The sequence below is a fragment of the Waterburya sp. genome (genome assembly GCF_058530065.1).
The window spans coordinates 37,639-58,899 of record NZ_JBZNBU010000356.1 but is presented as its reverse complement, the minus strand read 5'-3'; the positions used below and the strand labels follow the sequence as shown (position 1 = coordinate 58,899).

General features: G+C 38.6%; 14 protein-coding genes and 1 riboswitch. Of the genes, 5 read left to right on the top strand and 9 right to left on the bottom strand.

Annotated features, from left to right (window positions below; translation table 11 throughout):
• A partial coding sequence (locus AC33VI_RS21460; protein WP_491784306.1) for a TPM domain-containing protein occupies positions 1-376 on the bottom strand: 376 nt, incomplete at its 3' end.
• A gap of 133 nt (positions 377-509) precedes the next feature.
• The gene (locus AC33VI_RS21455) at positions 510-992 is read right to left on the bottom strand and encodes a photosystem I reaction center subunit XI (protein WP_491784305.1); all 483 of its coding nucleotides are present in this window, start codon (positions 990-992) and stop codon (positions 510-512) included.
• Between the two features lie 176 nt (positions 993-1,168).
• On the opposite strand from AC33VI_RS21455, the gene AC33VI_RS21450 reads away from it, so the two are divergent.
• Complete coding sequence (locus AC33VI_RS21450) at positions 1,169-1,291, top strand: photosystem I reaction center subunit VIII (protein WP_019504027.1); 123 nt, start codon at positions 1,169-1,171, stop codon at positions 1,289-1,291.
• Between the two features lie 88 nt (positions 1,292-1,379).
• Here AC33VI_RS21450 and AC33VI_RS21445 read toward each other — a convergent pair whose 3' ends face one another.
• Both AC33VI_RS21445 and AC33VI_RS21440 read right to left on the bottom strand, forming a co-directional pair.
• Positions 1,380-3,161: a ShlB/FhaC/HecB family hemolysin secretion/activation protein gene (locus AC33VI_RS21445; protein WP_491784304.1), complete on the bottom strand. Its 1,782-nt coding sequence runs from the start codon at positions 3,159-3,161 to the stop codon at positions 1,380-1,382.
• Positions 3,151-6,942: a two-partner secretion domain-containing protein gene (locus tag AC33VI_RS21440; protein WP_491784303.1), complete on the bottom strand. Its 3,792-nt coding sequence runs from the start codon at positions 6,940-6,942 to the stop codon at positions 3,151-3,153. Before AC33VI_RS21440 ends, AC33VI_RS21445 begins: the two co-directional genes overlap by 11 nt.
• 217 nt (positions 6,943-7,159) lie before the next feature.
• Between AC33VI_RS21440 and AC33VI_RS21435 the strand changes: the two genes are divergently transcribed.
• Positions 7,160-7,741: a COP23 domain-containing protein gene (locus tag AC33VI_RS21435; RefSeq protein ID WP_491784302.1), complete on the top strand. Its 582-nt coding sequence runs from the start codon at positions 7,160-7,162 to the stop codon at positions 7,739-7,741.
• A gap of 39 nt (positions 7,742-7,780) precedes the next feature.
• On the opposite strand, the gene AC33VI_RS21430 is transcribed toward AC33VI_RS21435, so the two are convergent.
• The 4 genes from AC33VI_RS21430 to AC33VI_RS21415 form a co-directional block, all read right to left on the bottom strand.
• The gene (locus AC33VI_RS21430) at positions 7,781-9,667 is read right to left on the bottom strand and encodes a tetratricopeptide repeat protein (RefSeq protein WP_491784301.1); all 1,887 of its coding nucleotides are present in this window, start codon (positions 9,665-9,667) and stop codon (positions 7,781-7,783) included.
• A gap of 352 nt (positions 9,668-10,019) precedes the next feature.
• Complete coding sequence (locus AC33VI_RS21425; protein ID WP_491784300.1) at positions 10,020-11,954, bottom strand: two-component system response regulator; 1,935 nt, start codon at positions 11,952-11,954, stop codon at positions 10,020-10,022.
• A gap of 189 nt (positions 11,955-12,143) precedes the next feature.
• Positions 12,144-13,244 (bottom strand): class I SAM-dependent methyltransferase, encoded by a 1,101-nt coding sequence (locus AC33VI_RS21420; protein ID WP_491784299.1) that lies wholly within the window; start codon positions 13,242-13,244, stop codon positions 12,144-12,146.
• 3 nt (positions 13,245-13,247) lie between these two features.
• Positions 13,248-15,518 carry a DVUA0089 family protein gene (locus AC33VI_RS21415; protein ID WP_491784298.1) on the bottom strand — a complete coding sequence of 757 codons (2,271 nt, stop codon included), beginning with the start codon at positions 15,516-15,518 and terminating at the stop codon, positions 13,248-13,250.
• 17 nt (positions 15,519-15,535) lie between these two features.
• On the opposite strand from AC33VI_RS21415, the gene AC33VI_RS21410 reads away from it, so the two are divergent.
• The 3 genes from AC33VI_RS21410 to AC33VI_RS21400 all read left to right on the top strand — a co-directional run bounded on the left by AC33VI_RS21410 (position 15,536) and on the right by AC33VI_RS21400 (position 20,753).
• A complete protein-coding gene (locus AC33VI_RS21410) occupies positions 15,536-17,155 on the top strand; it encodes a hypothetical protein (protein ID WP_491784297.1) in 1,620 nt (539 codons plus the stop codon).
• Positions 17,156-17,268: 113 nt separating this feature from the next.
• A riboswitch (TPP riboswitch) is annotated at positions 17,269-17,368 on the top strand.
• A 7-nt stretch (positions 17,369-17,375) separates the two neighbouring features.
• A complete protein-coding gene (thiC, locus tag AC33VI_RS21405; protein ID WP_491784296.1) occupies positions 17,376-18,758 on the top strand; it encodes a phosphomethylpyrimidine synthase in 1,383 nt (460 codons plus the stop codon).
• A 96-nt stretch (positions 18,759-18,854) separates the two neighbouring features.
• Positions 18,855-20,753, top strand: coding sequence for a hypothetical protein (locus AC33VI_RS21400; protein ID WP_491784295.1), 1,899 nt, complete (start codon positions 18,855-18,857; stop codon positions 20,751-20,753).
• A gap of 122 nt (positions 20,754-20,875) precedes the next feature.
• Here AC33VI_RS21400 and AC33VI_RS21395 read toward each other — a convergent pair whose 3' ends face one another.
• The gene (locus AC33VI_RS21395) at positions 20,876-21,193 is read right to left on the bottom strand and encodes a DUF1825 family protein (RefSeq protein WP_491784294.1); all 318 of its coding nucleotides are present in this window, start codon (positions 21,191-21,193) and stop codon (positions 20,876-20,878) included.
• Between the last annotated feature and the right edge of the window lie 68 nt (positions 21,194-21,261).

Sequence of the window (21,261 nt, the reverse complement as noted above, 5' to 3'; positions counted from 1 at the left end):
TATCGAGAACAATTAAAGTCTGATTTTCTTGTATTTCGGGGCTGGGATACCAATCTTGGAAGATTTCTTCGGCTAGGCTATCTACAGTTTGTCCGTAGTCCAAACGGCGAATGGCAACCATTCTCACTTCTTGACCTGTATCGTTGGCTAAGTCTTTAAAAGTTTTGCTGAGTTTGCTTTCATTAGCACCACTAATGGCATCTGCCGTATCTACCACCCAAATTTTGTTGGCATCAAAATCGGGGAGATCGAATAAACCAGTGGCGTTCGCTGGCGCAGCAAGGCAAGATATGGCAAACAAGAGTAGTAATGTTGTGGCGATTAGGTTCTTTAAGCGCGAACCTCCTTGTTTGATTAACATAAGATATTTTTTCATTAATAAATTTATCGAGGGAAATAGTTCTTTATTAAATAATAAAGCCCAGAGTCACCCCTGGGCTGTAATTTATTCGAGTATCAGACCGAAATGACAATCTACTATCTGATTGAGATTAATTGCTGGAAGTCAATTAAAGACCGATTAGTTGTTTGATTTCTCCTAAATAAGCCGAAGAAAGCAAAAAGTAGGCGAAAAATGCGCCTCCACTGCCACCAAGGAAGAAACCTGTAGCAAATTCACTCCAACCTTCTTTAGTAGCAAAATCAGAAGATACTTTACCAGTAGAAATTGTTTCTGTGGGTTTACCGCCCATTGCACCAGCGTAAAGAGACAAACAAACTGTCAAAATTGTTACTAGACCAAAAGATGCTAGTAAAGCTGCAATATCCGCATTAGCCGTGTTTCTTAAAGGCCCTAAAACTAAAAAAGGCCCGTAGAGTAAATATCCATGTGCCATGCCTACTTCTAAACCACGACGAAGAGGTGCTAGACCATCGCGGTATGCAGGCAAATTACGAATTAAAGCCAGGCTGAATCCAGAAGAATTTAAGGGAGTAGCCAAATTCCCAATTTGAGGATCTCCTGGGGCTTGGATTGCATCGTATTCATTCATACTTTTGATTTCTCCTAAAGTTTGTTTTTTACATATCCTTGTAAATAGCATTACTCTAACTTGGTTTAAGTTCGATTTTTGTTAAGAATCTTTATTAAAAAACCGAATTGAAGAAGCGTTCGCAGTAATATCCAAATTGTCAACGTTAAAATCTAAATAAACAGGAAAGGTAAAATATGATCGGCGATTATGCAGCTTCTTGGTTACCCGTAGCAATGGTGCCTCTTGTGGGTATTGTTGGTGCAGCAGTTTCTATGGCTCTTTTATTTATTTACATTGAAGGCGAAGCAGAAGCTTAAAAAGTTTAACTGTCTTCAGTAAAATTTATTTAGAAAATGTTAATACTCTACCCTAGGGTAGAGTACCTTTCGTTTGCAGGGTTACAGGTCAAAATAAATCGTATTGCAATTGCAGATAAACTCCACTTTCTTGGAGAGTATTGTCATCAGATTCATGATTAATTAAGGGCAAACCCCAGTCAATCCTGGCAGAAAATTTATCATCTGCTTGTAAAAGCAAACCCATGCCCGTACCTAATAGAGTATTAAAATCAGTCGGGCGATCGTCTGTATTCCAACCAGTACCAAAATCAACAAAAGGAGTCAGTTGAAGGCTAGCATTTAGACTAGATAAACGGGCGATGGGCAAACGTAACTCCGCAGCAGCAGAAAAACCACTGTCGGTTAACAAAGCATCTTGGCGATAACCCCGCACTGTCGTCACACCCCCCAAGCTAAATTGTTCCGTGGGAATGAGAGGTTCTCCTGCTAGTTGTAATTCCGAGCGTAACAAAATTGTCGAGCCAAGGTTAGGTGTACCTGAAGGAGTACTCAACAATCGTAGATAGGAAAACTGTCCCCGCCAAGCAAAAAACTGGCTATCTGGTTCTCGATCGTTAATTGTGGCATCGAATATATCTAAGCCGAGATTAAATTGAGAACGAGCAGCAATCACTTGTCGGCGATTGCGTTGCAGCCACTCTTGTCCCAAGCTCAAAACTGAAGTGCGAATTTCTCCCTCTGCATTGCCTCCAGGGGTAATACTGGTAGGAAAATTATCTAAAGAAGTATCGCTTTCTCTTCTCGATGCAGTAATGTTTAAGGCTAATTCTTGACTGACTTCAGGAGTCGCCCGTTGAATGACTGGTTGTCGCCAAGCTAAGTTATAACTGCGAGATTCAATATCAATATCTAATTCTTGAAAGTCCGATTCAATAATTTCATTTTTTGCCAGACGAAAATCAAAAGCCAGAGTACCATCGCGAGAATTAAGGGGTAAAATATATCCCCCTCCATAGCGATCGCTACCATCGGTATTAAAATAGCTAAAATTAATTTCGTCCCCAATGCCAAATAAATTTGCTTCGGTGAGGATGATTCCCCGCTCAAAGCTACCAATACTCGGGTTACGATTGTTATTAGCTCTAACTTCTAAGCTAAAAGTATCCGCACCCATGACAGAAACTTTGAGGGAATTTGTTCCCAAGTTAACCCCTGTAGATAGTTCGGCATCTAAGCTATCGATTAAAGGATTGAGTTGCAATAGTTGTAGGGCAGATTGGAGACGATTAATATTTAGCGGGGTGGAAATTTGATTTTGGATGCGATCGCGGATGTAACTTTCTTTCAATCTTCCTCGAACCACATTGACCTCTATGTCTGCCAGACTTCCTTCCAGCACTTGAATTTGTACCGTTCCCGAACTCAGATTCTGTTCGGGTAGATAAGCTCCAGAGGTAATGTAGCCTTCTCTAACATACAGCTGGGTAATGCGATTGGCAGCACGAACCAACTCGGCAAAAGAAATAGGTTTTCCCGTGTAGGATGCCAGTTCTCGATTTAATTCGGCAGCGGTAAATACCGTGCTTCCTGCAAAGGCAAACTTTTCTACTACAATCGTCCCAGGAATATCTAAGACCGAATCGGGTAGGGGAGGAGCATCCCAAGAATCCTCTAAAGGATTGTTACTGGGGGGTAAAGGTTCGGGTTGAGGGGGTAACTGGCGATCGGGGGTTAATGGCTCTAGAGACATGGCTGAGACATTATTGTGACGGGCTATACCTAAAATTAAAAATAAGCAATAAAGAACCAGTTTGCCAATTTTTTTATTACCAAAATAGCGATCGCCAGATAGCCCGCTCGTGGCTCGAACAATCGATCTAACGAACATGACAATCAGGAGAATTAAATTGAGGTTTGGGGGTGGCAGGTTGAGCGGTGAGAATAATTTCTCCTTTACTGTTTTGATACCAGTTGCGAGCGGGGGCTGGTAATTTACTGGCAGACTTACTTTCTACTGTGCTGGGAATATTGGCTTGAGGGATATCAAAACTAACTATAGACTTTCCGCTTAAAGTTTTTGTCGGGCTATGGGGCAAACCCCCTCTACCTGTAATAGTTAACTGGCTATCGTTGTTGCTGGGAGAATTAGAACAAGCTTGGGCTACTGTCTCTTCTGGTTGAGTTAGTTTAATCGGTACTTCTACAATGCCAAAAGTAGGTTCTGGTTCTAAGGTATCGATTTCTACTACTCCATCTACCCCCAAGCGAGAACTAGCACTAATGATACATTCTTGGCAAACAAACAAACCTCTGGCACTAATATCAATGTTGCCTCCCATGCCCATGTTGGCTTCGGCAGTCAGTTGGCTGGCTTCTAATAAAACTAAGTTTCTCCCCTGAATATTTATGTTTCCTCCATCGGCATCACCACTAGCCCTGGCAGTAATTGTACTATTACCGCGAGCGAAAATATTATCAGCCAGAATATCAATATTGCCTCCTGTATTGAAATTGGTAGCAGCAGAAATTGCGCCCTCTCGGTCTAAGACAATATCATCATCCACATCAATGGTTAAACCCCCTGCCGTTCCCGTACCTAAACTCTGTACGTCAATACTTGCCCCATCTCGGACTGTCAATTCCCCAGCATTAATAGTAATGTCTCCTGAAACGCCACTAGCGGTAAATTGAGGAAAAGCCGAGCTACCTGAAGTCGCCACTACACCACCTCTTTGCATATTGTTAATGGTAGTCGTACCAAATAGCTCTAAAGAATTAGTAACCTCTAGTTCGATATCGCCTCCAGTCCCAGAATCAATGGCTCTAGCAGCAATTTCCGAACCATCGAGAATTAATAATCGATCGCTTGAGAGTTTAATGTTTCCCGCTGCACCACTGGTAAAAGAACTAGAATTGATGCCACTAGCAAATCGCGGATCGGTGGGGATGCCTCTAATTTCGATGGTATCGCTGACTCGTACATCGATGTTTCCTCCGTCGCCACCGCCACTAAAAGCCAAGGCTGCATCATCGTTAATAAATCCCCCCGTAGTGCTACTGATAAAGGCATCGTCGAGCCCCAGATTTTTGGTGGTTAGGGTCAGATCTCCCCCTTGACCGTTACCAATGCTCGTGTTGGCATAGATACCCGTAAACAGTCTTGCCCCCGTAGGAGTATTTTGCAAAGAGATAGATTCGAGGGCATTAATATCAATATTTCCTCCCCTAGCCTCGCCAAAAGTACCATTAACAATCGTACCGCCGTCACTAATGGTTAATCGATCTGTCTCCAGAGAAATATCTCCCCCTCTAGCAACATCTGTACTATCAATACCTCCAGCAATTTGTAAAGCGGAAGCATTGATCTTAATATCTGATGCGTTAATCGTAATATTTCCCCCAATACCAGCAGCGAAAATCGGACTAAAAACAATACCCCCTGCCGATAGATTGAAAGAATTACTATTAATCTCTAAATTTCCTCCCGTACCGTTAGCAGCCGTACCAATAAAGATACCCGTTCCTCTAGTTCCTGGGGTGAGATTGCCGTTTAAAGAATTGGCTTGAAACGTTTCTTGGAATTCTGCAAACCCGACTCCTTGAATGCTAACCGAATCCAAAATATTGAGAGTAATATCGCCTCCTTTGCCCGAACCAAAGGTAGTAGTAGTAATAAAAGAGCGATCGCTAATTGCTAAAGAATTAGCAGCAATCTCAATTTCCCCCCCATCTCCCATACCATTATTATCGCTAGAAATCTGACTGCCATTAGTTAAGGTGATTCCATCGGTTACCGCTAGATTGATTCTGCCTCCCAAACCTTCTTCTACTGCTGCGGTAATTCCCCCGCCATTACTTAAGGCAATATTGTCAGCTTGAATCTGCAAATCCCCTGCATCACCAGTACCATCATTCCTGACGGTTACTTGTCCCCCGTTCGTAATTTCTAGTTGGGGAGTGGCGAGGGTAATGTTGCCAGAATTGCCACTAGGGGTATCTGGTAGTCTAAATAAATCCCGTAGTTCGGGGTCGAGAATATTTGCCGAAGCAATAATCAAACTGGGATTGAGAGAGTCTGGAACTGTACCCGTTACCACAATCGATTCTGAGGCATTAATCTTCACATTTCCTGCATTTCCCGTTGCAGTAGCTGAAGCATCAACTCGTCCCCCATCAATCAAAGTCAAATTTTTGGTATTAACCTCTACATTTCCCGCGTTGCCCGCACTACCACTACCAGCGGTTATCTGACTGGGAGCAAAAGCAATGGGATTAAATCCCGATAACAAAACTGATTCCGATCCATTAACCGTAACATCTCCTCCAGAACCAGTTGCGTTGGGACTTCCCGTTACTGAAGCTATGTTACCACCATTTAAAATAGTCAGGCTATTGGTATTTACTTCGACTGCCCCTGCATCTCCTGCATTATATGCTAGAGCAGAAACAACGCTGAACTGGTTGGGACTAATGGCAGAAAAACCATCTATTTGCAAAGAATCAGCAACATTTAGCTGAATATCGCCCGATTTGGCTATACTGAAACTATCAGTTAAAATGCTTGCTCCACTCAAGATCTCTAAGGTAGGAGTGGTCACCAAAATATTTCCCCCCTGCCCATCGCCTAAAGCTTCAGTATAGATCCCGCTTGGAACTTGTCCGTTTTCGCTGATTCCGCTTAATGATAAGGACTGTGTGGCATTTACGGTTAAATTTCCTGAATTAGCCACACCCTGATTTTGAACTAGGACGCTAGAACCATCGGAGAGGGTAATGTTATTACCCCAAATTTCAATTGCACCGCTATTATTGCCACTAGTATCTACAAGGGATTGCTCGTTGAAAGTGATATCTTGAAAAGCTGTTATTTCGCTATAGTCTAGAGAAAAACCGCGAGCGTCGAAATTAATTCCGACTACCCCTTCGGCAACACTCCCCAACTCGACTCTGCCTGTTTCAGAAGATAGGACTCCTCCATTAAAGGAAAGCTCACCCCCTAACAATGCCAAAGTACTTCCCGATTGTAGTTTTAATCCCGTTACTGCCCTGCGATTGAAGGGAGAAAAGACGGGAATATCTACAGTTATATTATGTCCGACTCCATCAACATTAATCCCTGCGGGGTTTTGTCCTAACTGTAAGCCTACAGGAACGCTAACGGTTAGGCTAGGGGATGGGTTAAGATCGTCAGTACTAAATGTCGTACCGTCTTCAAAGATTAGGCTTTCTGCGGTACTTCCTAAAAAAGAACCGCCCAACTGCAAGCGAGCATTTTCGCCAAAGTTAATGCCATTGGGATTAATCAGAATTAAATTAGCATCCCCGTTAGCCCTGAGAAATCCATCAATGCTGGAAGCAGAATTTCCCGTAACCCGACCGATAATATTGTCGATTTGATTAGAGTTATTAAAATAGGCTGTATCCCCTGTATTGACAGAAAACTCACTGAAACTGTGAAATAAATTTCCTCCCCGTGTAGTTCCCCCAGTAATTTCGGCGGTGTTACTTGAATTGTTAACTTGAGTAGAAACAGTATCGTCGGCGGAAATTTGTGCTTCTGCGGTGCGGTTGTGACTTAAAAGAAATAATAAGGTCAAACTGCCGTGCAAAAGTAATGATTGCTTCCCTGTTGGCAGCTTTGTTGGTTTTTGAGAAAATTTATCTGGCATCTTCAATTTTTTGCAATAAACGAAATGATTGCTTAAATTTCACCACCCTTTGTTCTATGCTCTCGTTTTCAAGGATACAGATATTTTGTCAGAAAATTTTATTTATTTTCAATTTAATTTTTAATTTTTATAAGTATGTGATTCTGAAGACGTTTTTTTTGTTACAATTACCTACCAAAAAGATTAAACGAACCTTACTATTAAGGCAATCTTTTATTTGATCGAGTTTTCCAGTGAAGAAATCAACGAAAATATGATGAGCAAACTAAATAAATTGGCGACTGCAATTTCTATCCCGATAGTCCTGGGGGTTGTTGGAGTTTATGGCGATGGTCTTAATGCTGCCAGTCCCATTCAGGTGGCTTGTGAAGACCATAATTCTATCCCTACTGTCACAGCTACCCTCTCTCCCCCACAACATTTGGACGGCTACGGACATAGCAGTTCGCGCCAAACTGATATTTTGTCCTTTTTGCCAGAATACTTCGCCCCCGAAGAAGCATCGAATAACTGTCAAAAAACTGCTACTTCTTTGCAAAATTACTACGATCTCGGTGTGATGAATTATTTAGCTAGCGATACCATTGATGGTAAACCAGTAATCTGTGCCATACAAAGACGAGGAGTTCGTTGCGATGGATATACTAGCGAAGTTCTTTTTTCTTTAGATCGAGCAGTCAACCCCAGCCAATTACTATACGATATGTTGGGAGGGAATTTTAAAGATTCCCAGTTACCAGCATCTAGAACGGTTAGCCGTATTTATACCGATCTTCGTCCCCGTTGGTGGCCGTTTTAAACGGGAGTTATATTAGCCGCTAATCTATTTTAAATAGAGTTAACTACAATTTTGTTTGGCTTGTCGAGCAGCTTGATAATCGGGTTTGAGACTTAAAGCCCGTTCAAAAGCTTCAATCCCCGCAGATATCGATCTAGATCGACATAAAGCTTGACCTAAATAAAACCAAGCTTGTGCTTGTCTTCCTTTAGATAGCTCTGGGTTGGCTAAAATATTTTCCAATTCTTGTTGTGCTTTTGCATAGCGTTTACTTCTGCTGTAAACAATTGCCTTGCCTATTTGAGCGGGAAAATATTGAGGTACATACAACAAAGCTCGTTGATAGCTAGCAAGTGCCATTTCATATTCTGATTTTTTACGATAGCCATTACCCAGAAAAGTTAAAGCTACAGCAAATTCTCCTTTAACTTCTTCTCTACCTTTAATAGCTTCAATTTTTTCTAAAACTGCGATCGCTTCAGAAATAGTAGCTAAAGATTCTGCTTCTTTGCCAATGGCTTTGAGAGATTCACTTTTGTTAATCAGAAAAATCGGATCTCTTTGATTTAGCGCGATCGCGCGATCAAATGCAGCAATAGCTTCCTCTTCCCGTTGGAGATTGTGTAACGCTTCTCCCTGACAATTCCAGGCATATACGGCAGTCGGATCGATGATGGTAGCTGTAGAACAAGATTCTCTCATAGCATCGTATTGCTGCAAGCCAGCTAGGGCATAACCGCGATTAGTCCAAGCTTGAAAGTAATTACTGTCAATATTTAACAGCTGATTATATTGAGCGATCGCTTCTTGAAAAGATTTTTGCTGAAGCAATTCATTTCCTTTTTGAAAAGCAGTTCTAACTTTGAGTCGTCTGTTGATATTGTGAAAAATAACTAACATCAAAGTTACTAAAGTCAAGAACAGAAAAGAGTTTTTGAGAGTTGAAGTTTTTTTCTCTTCTTTGACTCGGCTAGCTATTATTTTGGTGGGAGTACTAGGTATGAGGGCAACGACAGAATTAGGCGAGTTTTTAAGTTCGGCTAACTTAGTTTGTATCCAATTAGAATCGAAAACTTGTTGATATATACGATTGGCTACAATTAATTGCTCTTGTTGTTTGACTACCAGACCTATTTTCAATAACTCTTGCTGCAAGGGACTATCTTGGAACATAGCAGGGGCAGCTAATATTTGTCTATACATCTGTAATAGCTTGCTAGCATTTTGGCGGTGATTTTCGAGCAAACGTTGTTCGATAGTTTGTAAATGCTCTTTTGCTGCTCCTGTGCGCCAATTTTGGATAACTTTACTTTGAATTAGGCGATCTACTCGTTCTGCTTCTTCTTCAGACCTCGCGCTCTCTAAATTGCCTTCAATTACTTCGTAGACTTGTTGTGTAAGAGTCGATTGTCCTCCCGTCCAAGATAATACTCGTTCTAAAATTTGTTCGGAGTAAATTTGCCGATTTTCTAATTTGAGTAATTTTAATTTGATTTTATAAAAGCTTTCTTTTTCCCGACAGCTAAATTCTGGTTTGGTCGAAATTGGTTGTGTCTGAGATGAAGAAGTGAGGTGCTTAATAAAAAAATCTACAGTAGTAGGATTGAGCCAGCCTTTGGCGATCGCTAATTCCCCAAATTTTAATTTACTTTGTTTTTGTTGTTTTAAAATTAATTCTATCTGGCGATCGTTTAATAATGCAGCTTGTTTAAAGTATTCCCCTATGGGTTGAGATGGTGGTTTGGTCAGGGAACCAGACCAGTTTTCGGCAAAAAAATCGGCGGTTTTAGGGTTAATATGACCTCTGGCAGCTAAAATTTCCCCAATTCGTCTATTTTGAGGATCTTCTACTTGTTCTTGAAGGGCTTGTTTAATATCATCAGCAGACACAAGACCAGCTTGCTGTAAAACTGCACCTAAAGGTACTTTTTTGGGAGATAGAGACACAGTATCTAATGGAATTAGGAATATAAATTTAAACTAGGCTTTTGTATGATGTTATTCAACTACATAATTCGTAATGTAGTTATGTTTTGATTGCAAAATACAATCCGATCTAAATAATATTGATTTTTGGTAAAGATAGCCAAATATTACCCAAAAATTCTGCTTTTAGTTACGGCTGCCTTGTTTAAATGGATCATCCATGTATTGCATTTAGTTACTTTAAGTACTATTTTGCCGATCGGGCGCTCGCCTTCTAAGGGAATAATATCTTTAACCTAAGTTCGGGATAAAAGAATTGCTCGAAGAGAATAGTCTTTAGTCTTTTTTCCTAACTTGTCATAGTTGGGCTAACTTAGAGTACCAATTGAGTTTTTGCGGAATTAACTCGGGCTAAATTTTTGTCTAAGAATTCCCAGGCAGAGTCTTTATCTAAAGGCTTGGCATAATAATACCCTTGAGCAAATTCACAACCCCATTCTTGGAGTTGTTCTGCCTGTTCTAAAGTTTCTACTCCTTCGGCGACTACATTAAAACCTAGATTATGGGCTAAGTCTAAAGTAGCTCGGACAATCGTAGAAGCTTGTTGTTTTTGATCGAGTCTGCTGACGAAAGAACGGTCTATTTTAAGGGTATCTACAGGAAAACGATCTAAATAGCTCAAAGAAGAATAACCAGTGCCAAAATCATCGATCGCCATGGGGATCTGGCGCGCTCTTAGTTGACTGAAAACGAGGTCGGCAATTTCTGTATTCTCGATCAATAGGGTTTCAGTAATTTCCAACTTAAGATGTCTGGTATCAATTCCCGTTTCGCTAATAATGCGATCGAGTTGTTCGATAAAGTCTTCTTGCTCGAATTGTTTGCCCGAAATATTGACACTAACCGTAAAATCATTATGCTGGCGATTTAAACGATTTTGCCAAATACGGATTTGTTGGCAAGCTTCTTTGAGAATCCACATTCCTAAAGGCAAAATTAAATTGGTTTGCTCGGCAATAGGAATGAACTTACCTGGAGAAATAAAACCTTTTTGGGGATGAATCCAACGAACTAAAGTTTCAAACCCAACGATTGTTCCTGTATTCAAAGAAATTATAGGCTGATAATTGAGATAAAATTCTTGACGCTTTAAAGCAATTCTTAAATCTGTTTCCAGTTCTAAAATTTCTAAAGCATTACTTTTAATTGTATGATTAAAAATTTTGTAATATTGACTGCTAGAGGTCTTAGCTTTCTGCATTGCCAAATCTGCATCCCTAAACATTTCTTCTGGTTTTTGATAGCTAGAATTACCTAAAACAATTCCCATATTAAAAGTAATAAAAATTTCTCTTCGTTCGATCAAAAATGCAGGAGTAAGAATTTGGTTTATTTGCTGGGCAATTTCAATAATATCTAGTTTTCTGTCTATATTTTCGATAATGAAAGCAAATTTATCTTCTCCAAAATGGGTAATGCAAATACTATTATTTTTGTGAGAAATATTAATTTTCAATCTCTGACTAACCATTTTCAACAAGCTGTTTCCTGCTTGACGACCGAGAGAATCATTAATTATTTTAAATCGATTGCAATCTAAAATAATGAGAGCTATTTTTTCTTTTTTGTCTTGATTTTCTAAATTGAAAATACTTTTGATTTTTTCAATTAACCACAATCTATTCGGCAGTCCTGTTAAAGAGTTATTCCAAGCTAAATATTCTAATTCTTGTTGAACTTGTTGTCTTTGTTCAATTTCTTTACTCAGTTGAGATGTCCGTTCGATAACTCTTTGTTCTAGTTCGCTATTGAGTTGGCGTATTTCTTGTTCTGCTGCAATTCGATTCTTAATTTCTATTTGTAGAAGTTGATTTTTTTGAATTAATTGTTTTTTTAAATTTTGTAGATGTAATTGATTTTCAACTCTAGAAAGTACTTCAGGAATTTGAAAAGGTTTACTAATATAGTCTACTGCTCCTAATTCAAAAGCTTTTACTTTATCAAATATTTCATCTAAAGCACTCACAAAAATTATTGGTATATCTTTGGTGTGTTCTGATGATTTTAGCTGTCTACATACTTCAAAACCATCCATATCTGGCATAGTTATATCTAACAAAATAAGGTCGGGAAGTTTTGCTTGAATTGTTAACAATGCCATTGCTCCATTGACAGCACAACGAACTTTATATCCTTCAGCAATTAATGTTTTTGACAACAACCTTAAATTATCAGGAGTATCATCGACAATTAAAATATTATCAATTCCTATAGTCGATTTTTGAGTAACTAAAGTTGTATCATTCATCTCAATTAAGTCTAAAATATAAAGTCTACAAAAGTAGATATCATGTTTATTGGAATACACAATCTATTGATAACATTCTGTCCTTCTAAATAGGTGTGATCCATAGCAATTATAGTTGTACAAAGTTAGATTGGTGGTTTACCCAATTAAAACTATATGTTTATCCTTGAGGATCATTAATGACACACCCTAGGCAAAAAGCCCAATAATTGTTTCCATTTTGGCATTAGTTTTGATTCCTTGGAGGTCAATATGAGTAGCTGCGCTTTGATAACCATGTTTTTGTAATGCGTGAATTAATTGCGATCGCTTGGGTAAGTTGATTTTGCCGAATTTACCTATTGCTCCCAAAGTATAATAGTAGGGTGGTAAATTTATTTCTCCTGCCATAAGATACAGTAAGTCTGCAATATCTTGCCATCCCCATTCACTAGCTAAATCTAAATAAGATGCGATCGCTCTAGCAGAATGCAGTTTCCCCAGCCACATCGCACCACTTACCGTAACCCTGGGATTTTTACAAGCACAATTTATTTGATTTAATTTACGCCAAGTAATAGTCTGATAATTACCGCAATTATGACAATAAGCTAGAAAGCCATAGTTATCTGCCGTAATCTGAGGTTTTGCCGTCAAGCGCATCATTAAACGATAAGTTTTACCCGTAAATAACGAAAATATTGGTTCGATTCCCATTCCCATCGTCGCAGCTTGTTGTTGGGTAGCACCAATCAATAATCTTAATGCTTGTTCCTGTTTGGCGGGGTGAGAACGAGAAATTGCACCGTAGGTTTGCACGCTCTTTTCGGGGGGATGTCCCGTTAAGGTTCGTCCGTCAGTGCTGGTAAGATACATCAAACCACCGATTTTAGTTGCCCAAAGCATAGTACTGAGATAGGGCATACCACTCCCAAAACAATCAACATCCAATAGATCGTAATAATCACGGCGATCGTAACAGCCAAAGAATACTCGATGGGCATCTTGATGGGTAAGATAAAGGCGATCGCTTTCAAGATATGCTTTTAAGTTTTGCTGTATAATTTGATTATTATCGGGATTCCCTTCATTAATCCAAACAAAATCGGCTTTAGCTTCTGATAGATAGCGCAAACTACGTACTCCGCAACCACCCATGACATCTAAAACTCTGAGGCTGCCAAAATCCCTTTTTTGGACTGTTGCAGCTAAAACCCCCAAATCCCGAACTAACTTACTTTCAGGATTATAAAAAGCATTTCCTACTTGAAACCGAACTTTTCCTTCTCGATAATAGATATTTTCGTTCAATGTTTAATTATTTGGCAGAAGGCTAATAGTTAAATCGTATTCTCCCACACTAGTGCCGATATCATTACTAAAGTTAGTACTACCATTGATAGGATCGTATTCAAAATTAGCAAAGCTGCTAACTCCTAAATAATATTCACCATCGGTTTCGGCGGTAAATTCAATAAAAGAATCGAGACTAGAAGTTTCATCGGTAGCAATGCCATCATCGTTGTTAACAATTTCGTTACCCGAACTATCGAAGAGGCGCAAAACACTATCTAATCCCGAATCTTGAATTGCTGCATCGATATCTAAAGTAACGGTGTCTCCTGCATTTAATTGGAATTGATAAAGATCGACATCCCTAGCAGATGCAATGCGATCGCTAATAGTAGTTGTGCCATCGCCATCAGGACTAATTCTCGTATCGACTGCTTCGGAGATCGTATTGTCGGTATCTTCGTCAGTTAATACCGCAGAGATATCGATCGCCAGTTCGTAACTCCCCGTACTAAAACCTCGATCTGGGGAAAAGTTATCACTACCATTCACCGCATCATAGGCAATATTTCCCTCGCTGCTTACCCCAATAAAATATTCTCCTGAAGTCTCCGCCACAAAATTGAGTAAAGAGTCGGTGGTAGTATCTTCCCCATCGAGATTGTTATCGTCATTGTCGTCAAAGGCTAATTCATTGCCTTCGGAATCAAATAGACGTAAGTAAGAATCTAGAGCCGATTCTTGACTGGAAGCATTGATATTGAGGGTAATTCCTTCTCCTTCGTTTAACTGAAATCCATAAATATCTACATCCTCAGGGGCATCGATTTCTGCGGCGATCGCATTGCTGGTTTTACCCGAAGAACTAACGCCGCTATCTATTGCTTTAACGATAGTATTGTCTTCATCTTCGTCAACGACGACATTTAGAATATCAATCGTCAGATCGTAATCGCCAACAGTGCTAAAAGGACTAGTCACATTACTAGAAAAATTAGTTCGTCCCCTAACAGGATCGTAATCAAAATTGCTAGCACTACTTACCCCAATAAAATACTCTCCAGAACTATCGGGGGCAAAAGCGATCGCCGAATCAATGGTAGGATCTCCCGTAAAGTTGGCATCGTCGTTATCGTCGAAAATTAATTCATTTCCTTCAGAGTCGAAAATTCGCAAAAAAGAATCTAAGTCCGAGTCGATAGCTGCTGCATCTAAATTCAGATAAAATCCATCTCCCCCATCTAATTGCACTCGATAAAGGTCTGCATCTAGTTCGGGATTGATCGTGCCACTGATGGTAGTTTTTCTTTCTCCCCCAGAACTAACCCCAGTCTCGATTGCTTCAGCAATAGTATTGTCTTCGTCTGCATCGGGAAGAACCTCTAAAACATCTATTTGAAGCTGATAATTCCCCGTACTAATGCCAGTACGAGGAGAAAAATTGAGGTTGGTATTGCCATTAATAGGATCGTAGTCAACATTCCCCGCACTACTAATTCCTACATAATATGCACCAGGAGTTTCGGGGACAAAATCGATGGTGGAGTCGGTAGTCAGATCGTCAGCATCTTTAGGAGGATTGTTTGAACTATTGTCGTCAAAAGCTAATTCGTTTCCCTCCGAGTCAAAAATCCGTAAATAAGAATCTAATTGAGAATCAATGGATCGAGCATTTACTTTTAACTTGACACCCTCTCCCTCTGCAAGATCAATGTTAAAAATATCCGCATCAGATTCTAGTTCGATCGCCCCATCAATTAAATGACTTTTATTAGTTTCTGTATCGATCGCATTAGCTTCAATAATAGTACTGTCAGGATCGCGATCAGGAATTACTTCTACCAAGTTGAAACTAAGATTATATTCTCCCCCAACAAAATTATCCCGCAACAAGTCTGGGCGATCGCCAGTTATCGGGTTATAAAGAGTATTCGCCACACTACTAACTCCGACGTAATATTCTCCCGTATCATTAGCAATAAATCCTAAGAAAGAATCGGTACTAAATTCTTCTGTTTCGGTGGAAAAATCATCATTAAAAGCTAGCTGATTGCCTTCAGCATCAAAAACTCGTAAATAGGAATCAAAATTTGCCCGATTGTTCTCTTCGCCAACTGTATCGATGTTGAGAGTAATTCCTTGCCCGCCCTCTAGCTGAAACTCATATAGATCTACATCTGAAAGTGAATTAATATTTCCAGTAACTGTAATGCTTTGTTGGTCTGTAGAACTTATTTCGCTATTAATAGCTTTAGAGATTATATTATTGGGATTATTAGCTTCTGATTCCATTGTATTTAATTTTTTTAATGAGAACATTACAAGATCGCTGCTCGATTAAAATATTTCACTATGGACTACTGCTATGCTTCATGCTGTTAGTTTCAATCGCCTGTATTTATCGTTTTTATTTATTTCCTGGTACGAGTGATATTTTAACCGATGCTGATATTATTCAACTACCAACTATGTTTTTAGATTTACAAGTATCTATTAATAATTTTTGGGGTTGGAAGTTACCAGATGCACCCTATTATTTTCCCGATACATTATTATTTCTAGGAATTAATTGGATGGTTGGAAACATTTGGCAAGCTATAGTTTTGTATAGTTTACTTCAATCTTGCTTAGTTGTCATAGCTTTGTCTTGGCTGTATCGAGAATTAGCAGGTAAAAAAGCTGAAGTTTACTTAACTATTTTATTGATAACGACATTATTTTTTACTCAGGCTTATATAACTGTTTTTGATCGGGTTAAAGGATTTATTAAACCATACATATATTATTTGTCTAGCTATATTCATTTTGGTACTTATATTTGCACCTTAATTTGTTTGGCAGCTAGTCTTCACTATTTTCGGACAAATAAAAAAAGTATCTGGTTATCGATCGTTATTATTACTTTTTTGACTACTGTATCCGATCTACTTTTTGCTATTTATTTTACTATTCCTCTCATTGCTACCCTCATAATATCTGGTAAAGCTAAATTATTAACTATCGATCGCCAGATAAAACAATTTTGCTATTCGATATTTTCGATTTCTTTAGTAGCTTATATTTATAATAAATATTTTGATTCTTTGGCTGCCAGTACAACTGTAGAAATTAAACTAGATAAAATTATAGATTCAATCAAAATTATCGTAGTAGATCTTGGGCAAGCAGGTTCGAGGGAACAATTTTTTCTAATTTTTGCTATTGTTTTTCCGACAATCTATCTCATCGTCCATACTTGGAAATTACACAATCGACTTTTAGGCGATCGTCAAAATTCAAACAATAAAGACGGGGATTTAATTCAATTTATTCTTGGTTTATATATATTATTAGCAGCGATCGCCAATATACTAGCAGTAATTATTTTAGGAAAATATTCAGATGTTAATCATGCTAGATATTTTATATTTGTTTATTATTCTCCTAGTCTAATTGCTCTAAGTTTAATTAGTTTAAAAATAGAAAAAATCAAATATATATCTAAAATTATCCTGGCAATTATTACCATTATTACCATTGTTACGGGTACATTTTTAGCTAATCAAAAACTACCCACTCTATCTCAAATCTTTCCTCCCCCAAACTATGCTAGTTGTTTCGACTTACAACAATCTCAAGCAGGCTTGTCGGGATATTGGCAGTCTAAACCTCTCATTGCTTTCTCTCAACGCAGAATTCAAGCAGTAACTATCAAACCCAATGGCGAACCCGAAACGTGGAATAGCAATCGCTATTGGTATACTGAGAGTTGGCAGCAGCCAGGAAGTAAACCACCATTTAAGTTTATCTTGATGCAATCTTTAGATCCTAATGCGATCGCAACTCGTTATGGTCAGCCAACAAAAGTGGAAGCCTGTCTCGATAGCGAAATTTGGTGGTATGAAGACTCAGATATTTTATATTCCAACCTGATGCGCGATGGGCTGTAAAACATATCTTGATATCTTGCCCACTAGAGAAATTAAGAAACAATACTTTAATTAAAGAAATAATGATTTCCTCAAACATAGTTTTTTCGTAGTTTAAATAATGGTAGAATTCCGATCATAGCTAGGGGTGCTTTTGAAAGTTTGGAGGCTGAGATATACCCTAAGAACCTGAGACTGGTTAGCACCAGCGGAGGGAAGCTGTTTATTGAGGAAAAAAAATATGAGAACCGAATGGGTTGCCAAGCGAAAAGGACAGGGCAATGTATCTCAGATGCACTATGCGCGTCAAGGTGTTATCACTGAAGAGATGCACTATGTGGCTACTAGAGAGAATTTGTCCGTCGAGTTAATTCGCGACGAAGTAGCCAGAGGCAGAATGATTATTCCTGCCAACATCAATCATACCAATCTAGAACCCATGTGTATTGGTATTGCATCTAAGTGTAAAGTAAACGCTAATATTGGGGCTTCTCCTAATTCTTCTGATATTCAGGAAGAGGTAGCCAAGCTGAATTTAGCCGTTAAATATGGTGCCGACACTCTGATGGACTTGTCCACTGGAGGAGGAAATCTCGATGAGATACGTACGGCAGTGATTAATGCTTCCCCCATTCCTATTGGTACAGTTCCAATTTATCAAGCACTAGAAAGCGTCCACGGCGACATGGATAAGCTTTGTGCCGATGATTTTCTACACATCATCGAAAAACACGCCCAACAGGGTGTAGATTATATGACCATCCACGCAGGTATTTTAATCGAACACTTGCCTTTGGTTAAAAGTCGCTTGACTGGTATTGTTTCTCGCGGTGGTGGTATTATCGCTCGTTGGATGCTGCACCATCACAAGCAAAACCCCCTCTATACTCATTTTGATGACATTATTGAAATCTTCAAAAAATATGATGTCTCTTTTAGTTTGGGAGACTCCCTGCGTCCTGGCTGCGCCCACGATGCGAGCGACGAAGCTCAATTAGCCGAACTTAAAACTCTCGGACAGCTAACTCGTCGCGCTTGGGAACATGACGTACAGGTAATGGTAGAAGGTCCTGGTCACGTACCAATGGATCAAATTGAGTTTAATGTCAAAAAACAAATGGAAGAATGTAGCGAAGCACCTTTCTATGTTTTAGGGCCTTTGGTAACTGATATCGCTCCTGGTTACGATCATATTACTAGTGCGATCGGTGCAGCAATGGCTGGCTGGTATGGTACTGCTATGCTTTGCTATGTGACTCCTAAAGAACACTTGGGCTTGCCCAACGCTGAAGATGTCCGCAACGGTTTAATTGCTTATAAAATAGCCGCTCACGCTGCGGATATTGCCCGTCACCGTCAGGGTGCAAGAGATCGAGATGATGAGCTATCTAAAGCACGCTATAACTTTGATTGGGAAAAACAATTTGAGTTATCCCTCGATCCAGATCGAGCTAGAGAATATCACGACGAAACTCTGCCCGCAGATATTTATAAAACAGCTGAATTCTGTTCGATGTGTGGTCCCAAATTCTGCCCCATGCAAACTAAAGTTGACGCGGATGCTTTGACTGAATTGGAGAAATTCTTAGCTCAAGAAGAAGAGAAAAAGACAGTAAAAAGTTAATTGTTAATGAATAATCAATAGTTAATAATTGATTTTATTGAGGGAGTGAGTTATGAATAATAACTTGCTCCTTTATGTTTTGGAAGTTATTTTTCGATGGAACATATTCTAATTATCTTTCTGGGTTGTTTGGGAGTTACTTTTATTGCTTGGGCAATCGTTCATTGCAATGGCAGAATTATTATCGGTACTGTAGACTTGGTTTTATCTCTGTTAGCTAGTCAAAAGCCCAGCTATAATTTTACAGGGAATAAATGGTTATCTATTGCAACAGAAAAAGAAGTAGTTATTCTTGGCTTAGTACCTCTGGCGATCGCCTCATTAGTGAGTACTGCTGGGGGAAATTGCTATCATAGTTTTCCCGTATTTGTTATTACTGAAGCGATAGTTTTTGGTTTATTTCTGGTTAATTATTTGGCTGGTAATAGACGATATTTTTTATTTAGACATAATTTTTTTCGGGATAATAAAATAGTTTTTGGGCTGGGAATTATTTGGTGTTTAATATTTAGTGTTTGGAGTTTTTCTACTTTAGATGCTGCTGCTAATTTCGATGCAGATCGGTTAATCCTTAATGGTAATGCTGATATGTGGCTTTACACTAGGAGATTTGCAGCTTACACTGCGGACAATATTAGTTTTGATAATAATTATGCTTGCGATTATCTGCAAGTTAGTCCCAAGAAACTAAGTTCTTTTATCGGCTCAATTCTAGTTGATTTTTCTCCTCGTGCCACCTGGGCGATCGCTCTATTTCAAGGATTATTGAGTTGCAGTCTTTTTTTAAGTTTATTTGGAACTTGGCATAATTTTAGTTATAACGGCAAAAGTTTATCTACACCAGGAACTATCTTAGCCCTCATTTGGGGTCTGACTTCTCCCAGCATTTTTTGGTTAGTTATTTCTTCTTATGCTTCTAATATCATATTTATTACTATTTTTGTTTTGGGTTTGACTGGGATACGTAATATTAGTCTTAACCGCAATAAATATCCGCCTTTAATTGAATTTATTTTTTTGTTTAGTCTGGTAATTTGTGTTTTTTCTTTTTACCTAGTTTTATTACCCATTGCTTTATTATTTTTGATAGCAACTATAGTTCTTTATCAATCAGAAAAATATTTATTAACGAAAAATAGTTTAAAAAATCTAGCCCAATTAATTTTAGTTGCGGGAATTATAATTTTGATTTGCTTGATGATATTTCCCCATCAAATAAGTTTAAAGGAAGTGACTAGCAATCTGAATCTCGCTCAAGGACATGGTAAAAACTTTGTTCCTTTAAATCCTTGGAGTTTATTACAAGAAAGACTCAATCCGATGCCTGTAGTTAGGGATTTTGGAGTCTGGTTTAATATTATTGTGGGGATAGTCTTTTCTGGTTCGATCTTAAAGTTTATTATTGCTCAATTATCTCTCTTAAAAAAAGAAAATAAACACCAGACTTTCTATGGCAAAGATCTCATAGCTGCTGGGTTAGTTATCGTGGCTTACGTAACTTATTTATTGGCTTACATTCCTTTAGACTATACCTATCGCTTGGGAAAATTTGCTATTTCTATTATCTATCCCTTAGCAATCTCAGGATTTTTACCTGTAATCCTGTGGTATCGCGATCGCTATTATAAATTTAAGTCTCGTACCTTTAAAATAGTTTGTTTAGTATTAATCGTAGTGCATATTATCTTGCATCTTAGCAAGATGGATTTGAATGCCAAACCAATGGGTAAATATCAAATAATCTCTACCGAAAATATCGCTCGCTCGAATAGTTTAAATATTATTAAATGCCAAGAGTCAGACATCAGCCAAAAATATCAAAAGATAGTCGGCTTAGATTTAGCCCAACAATATCCCCAGCTTAAAATTAATGTTTTAAGTAGCGATGGCGCGATCGCTGATGCTTCCCAAGCAGATCTTATCCTACGGGGACAAAATTTGGTGGGAGAAGACGGTAATGTCTGCTGGTTTAAAATAGATATGCGATCGCCATAAATTTAATTCCACACAATCTCTAAGAGACTGTTGGCAAAAGAAATGTTAAACAACAATCTTGTAAAGGAGGATAATATTTCTTTCTCATCTCTCGCTTTTAGCTTTTGTTTACAAAAGATTTCTTAGGGTTGGATTTCAGATTTCATTCTCTTAAGAGTAACTTCCATGCGATCGAACATATCTTGGGGAGTCATCCCAAACTGACTGAGTTGAGTCTTAAGTTGTTCGACAGTCATTTGTGCCATAAAATCTTCAGAAAGCTCAAAACGCTTCATAAAAATACGATAACGTTCCATTAATTGTTCCATTTGTTCGATGAACATTTTTTTGCCTTCTCGGTCGAATTTGCCATACTCACCGCCTAGTTTCATCAAAGACTGATAGTCTTCAAATAGTTTTTTGGCTTCCTCTTGAACTACTTGAGAATCAAAAAATCCCATAACATTTACCTAACTTGTTTCTTTTTAAAAAATTTTAGATTATCGAAAAAATATTAGTTTTAATTACT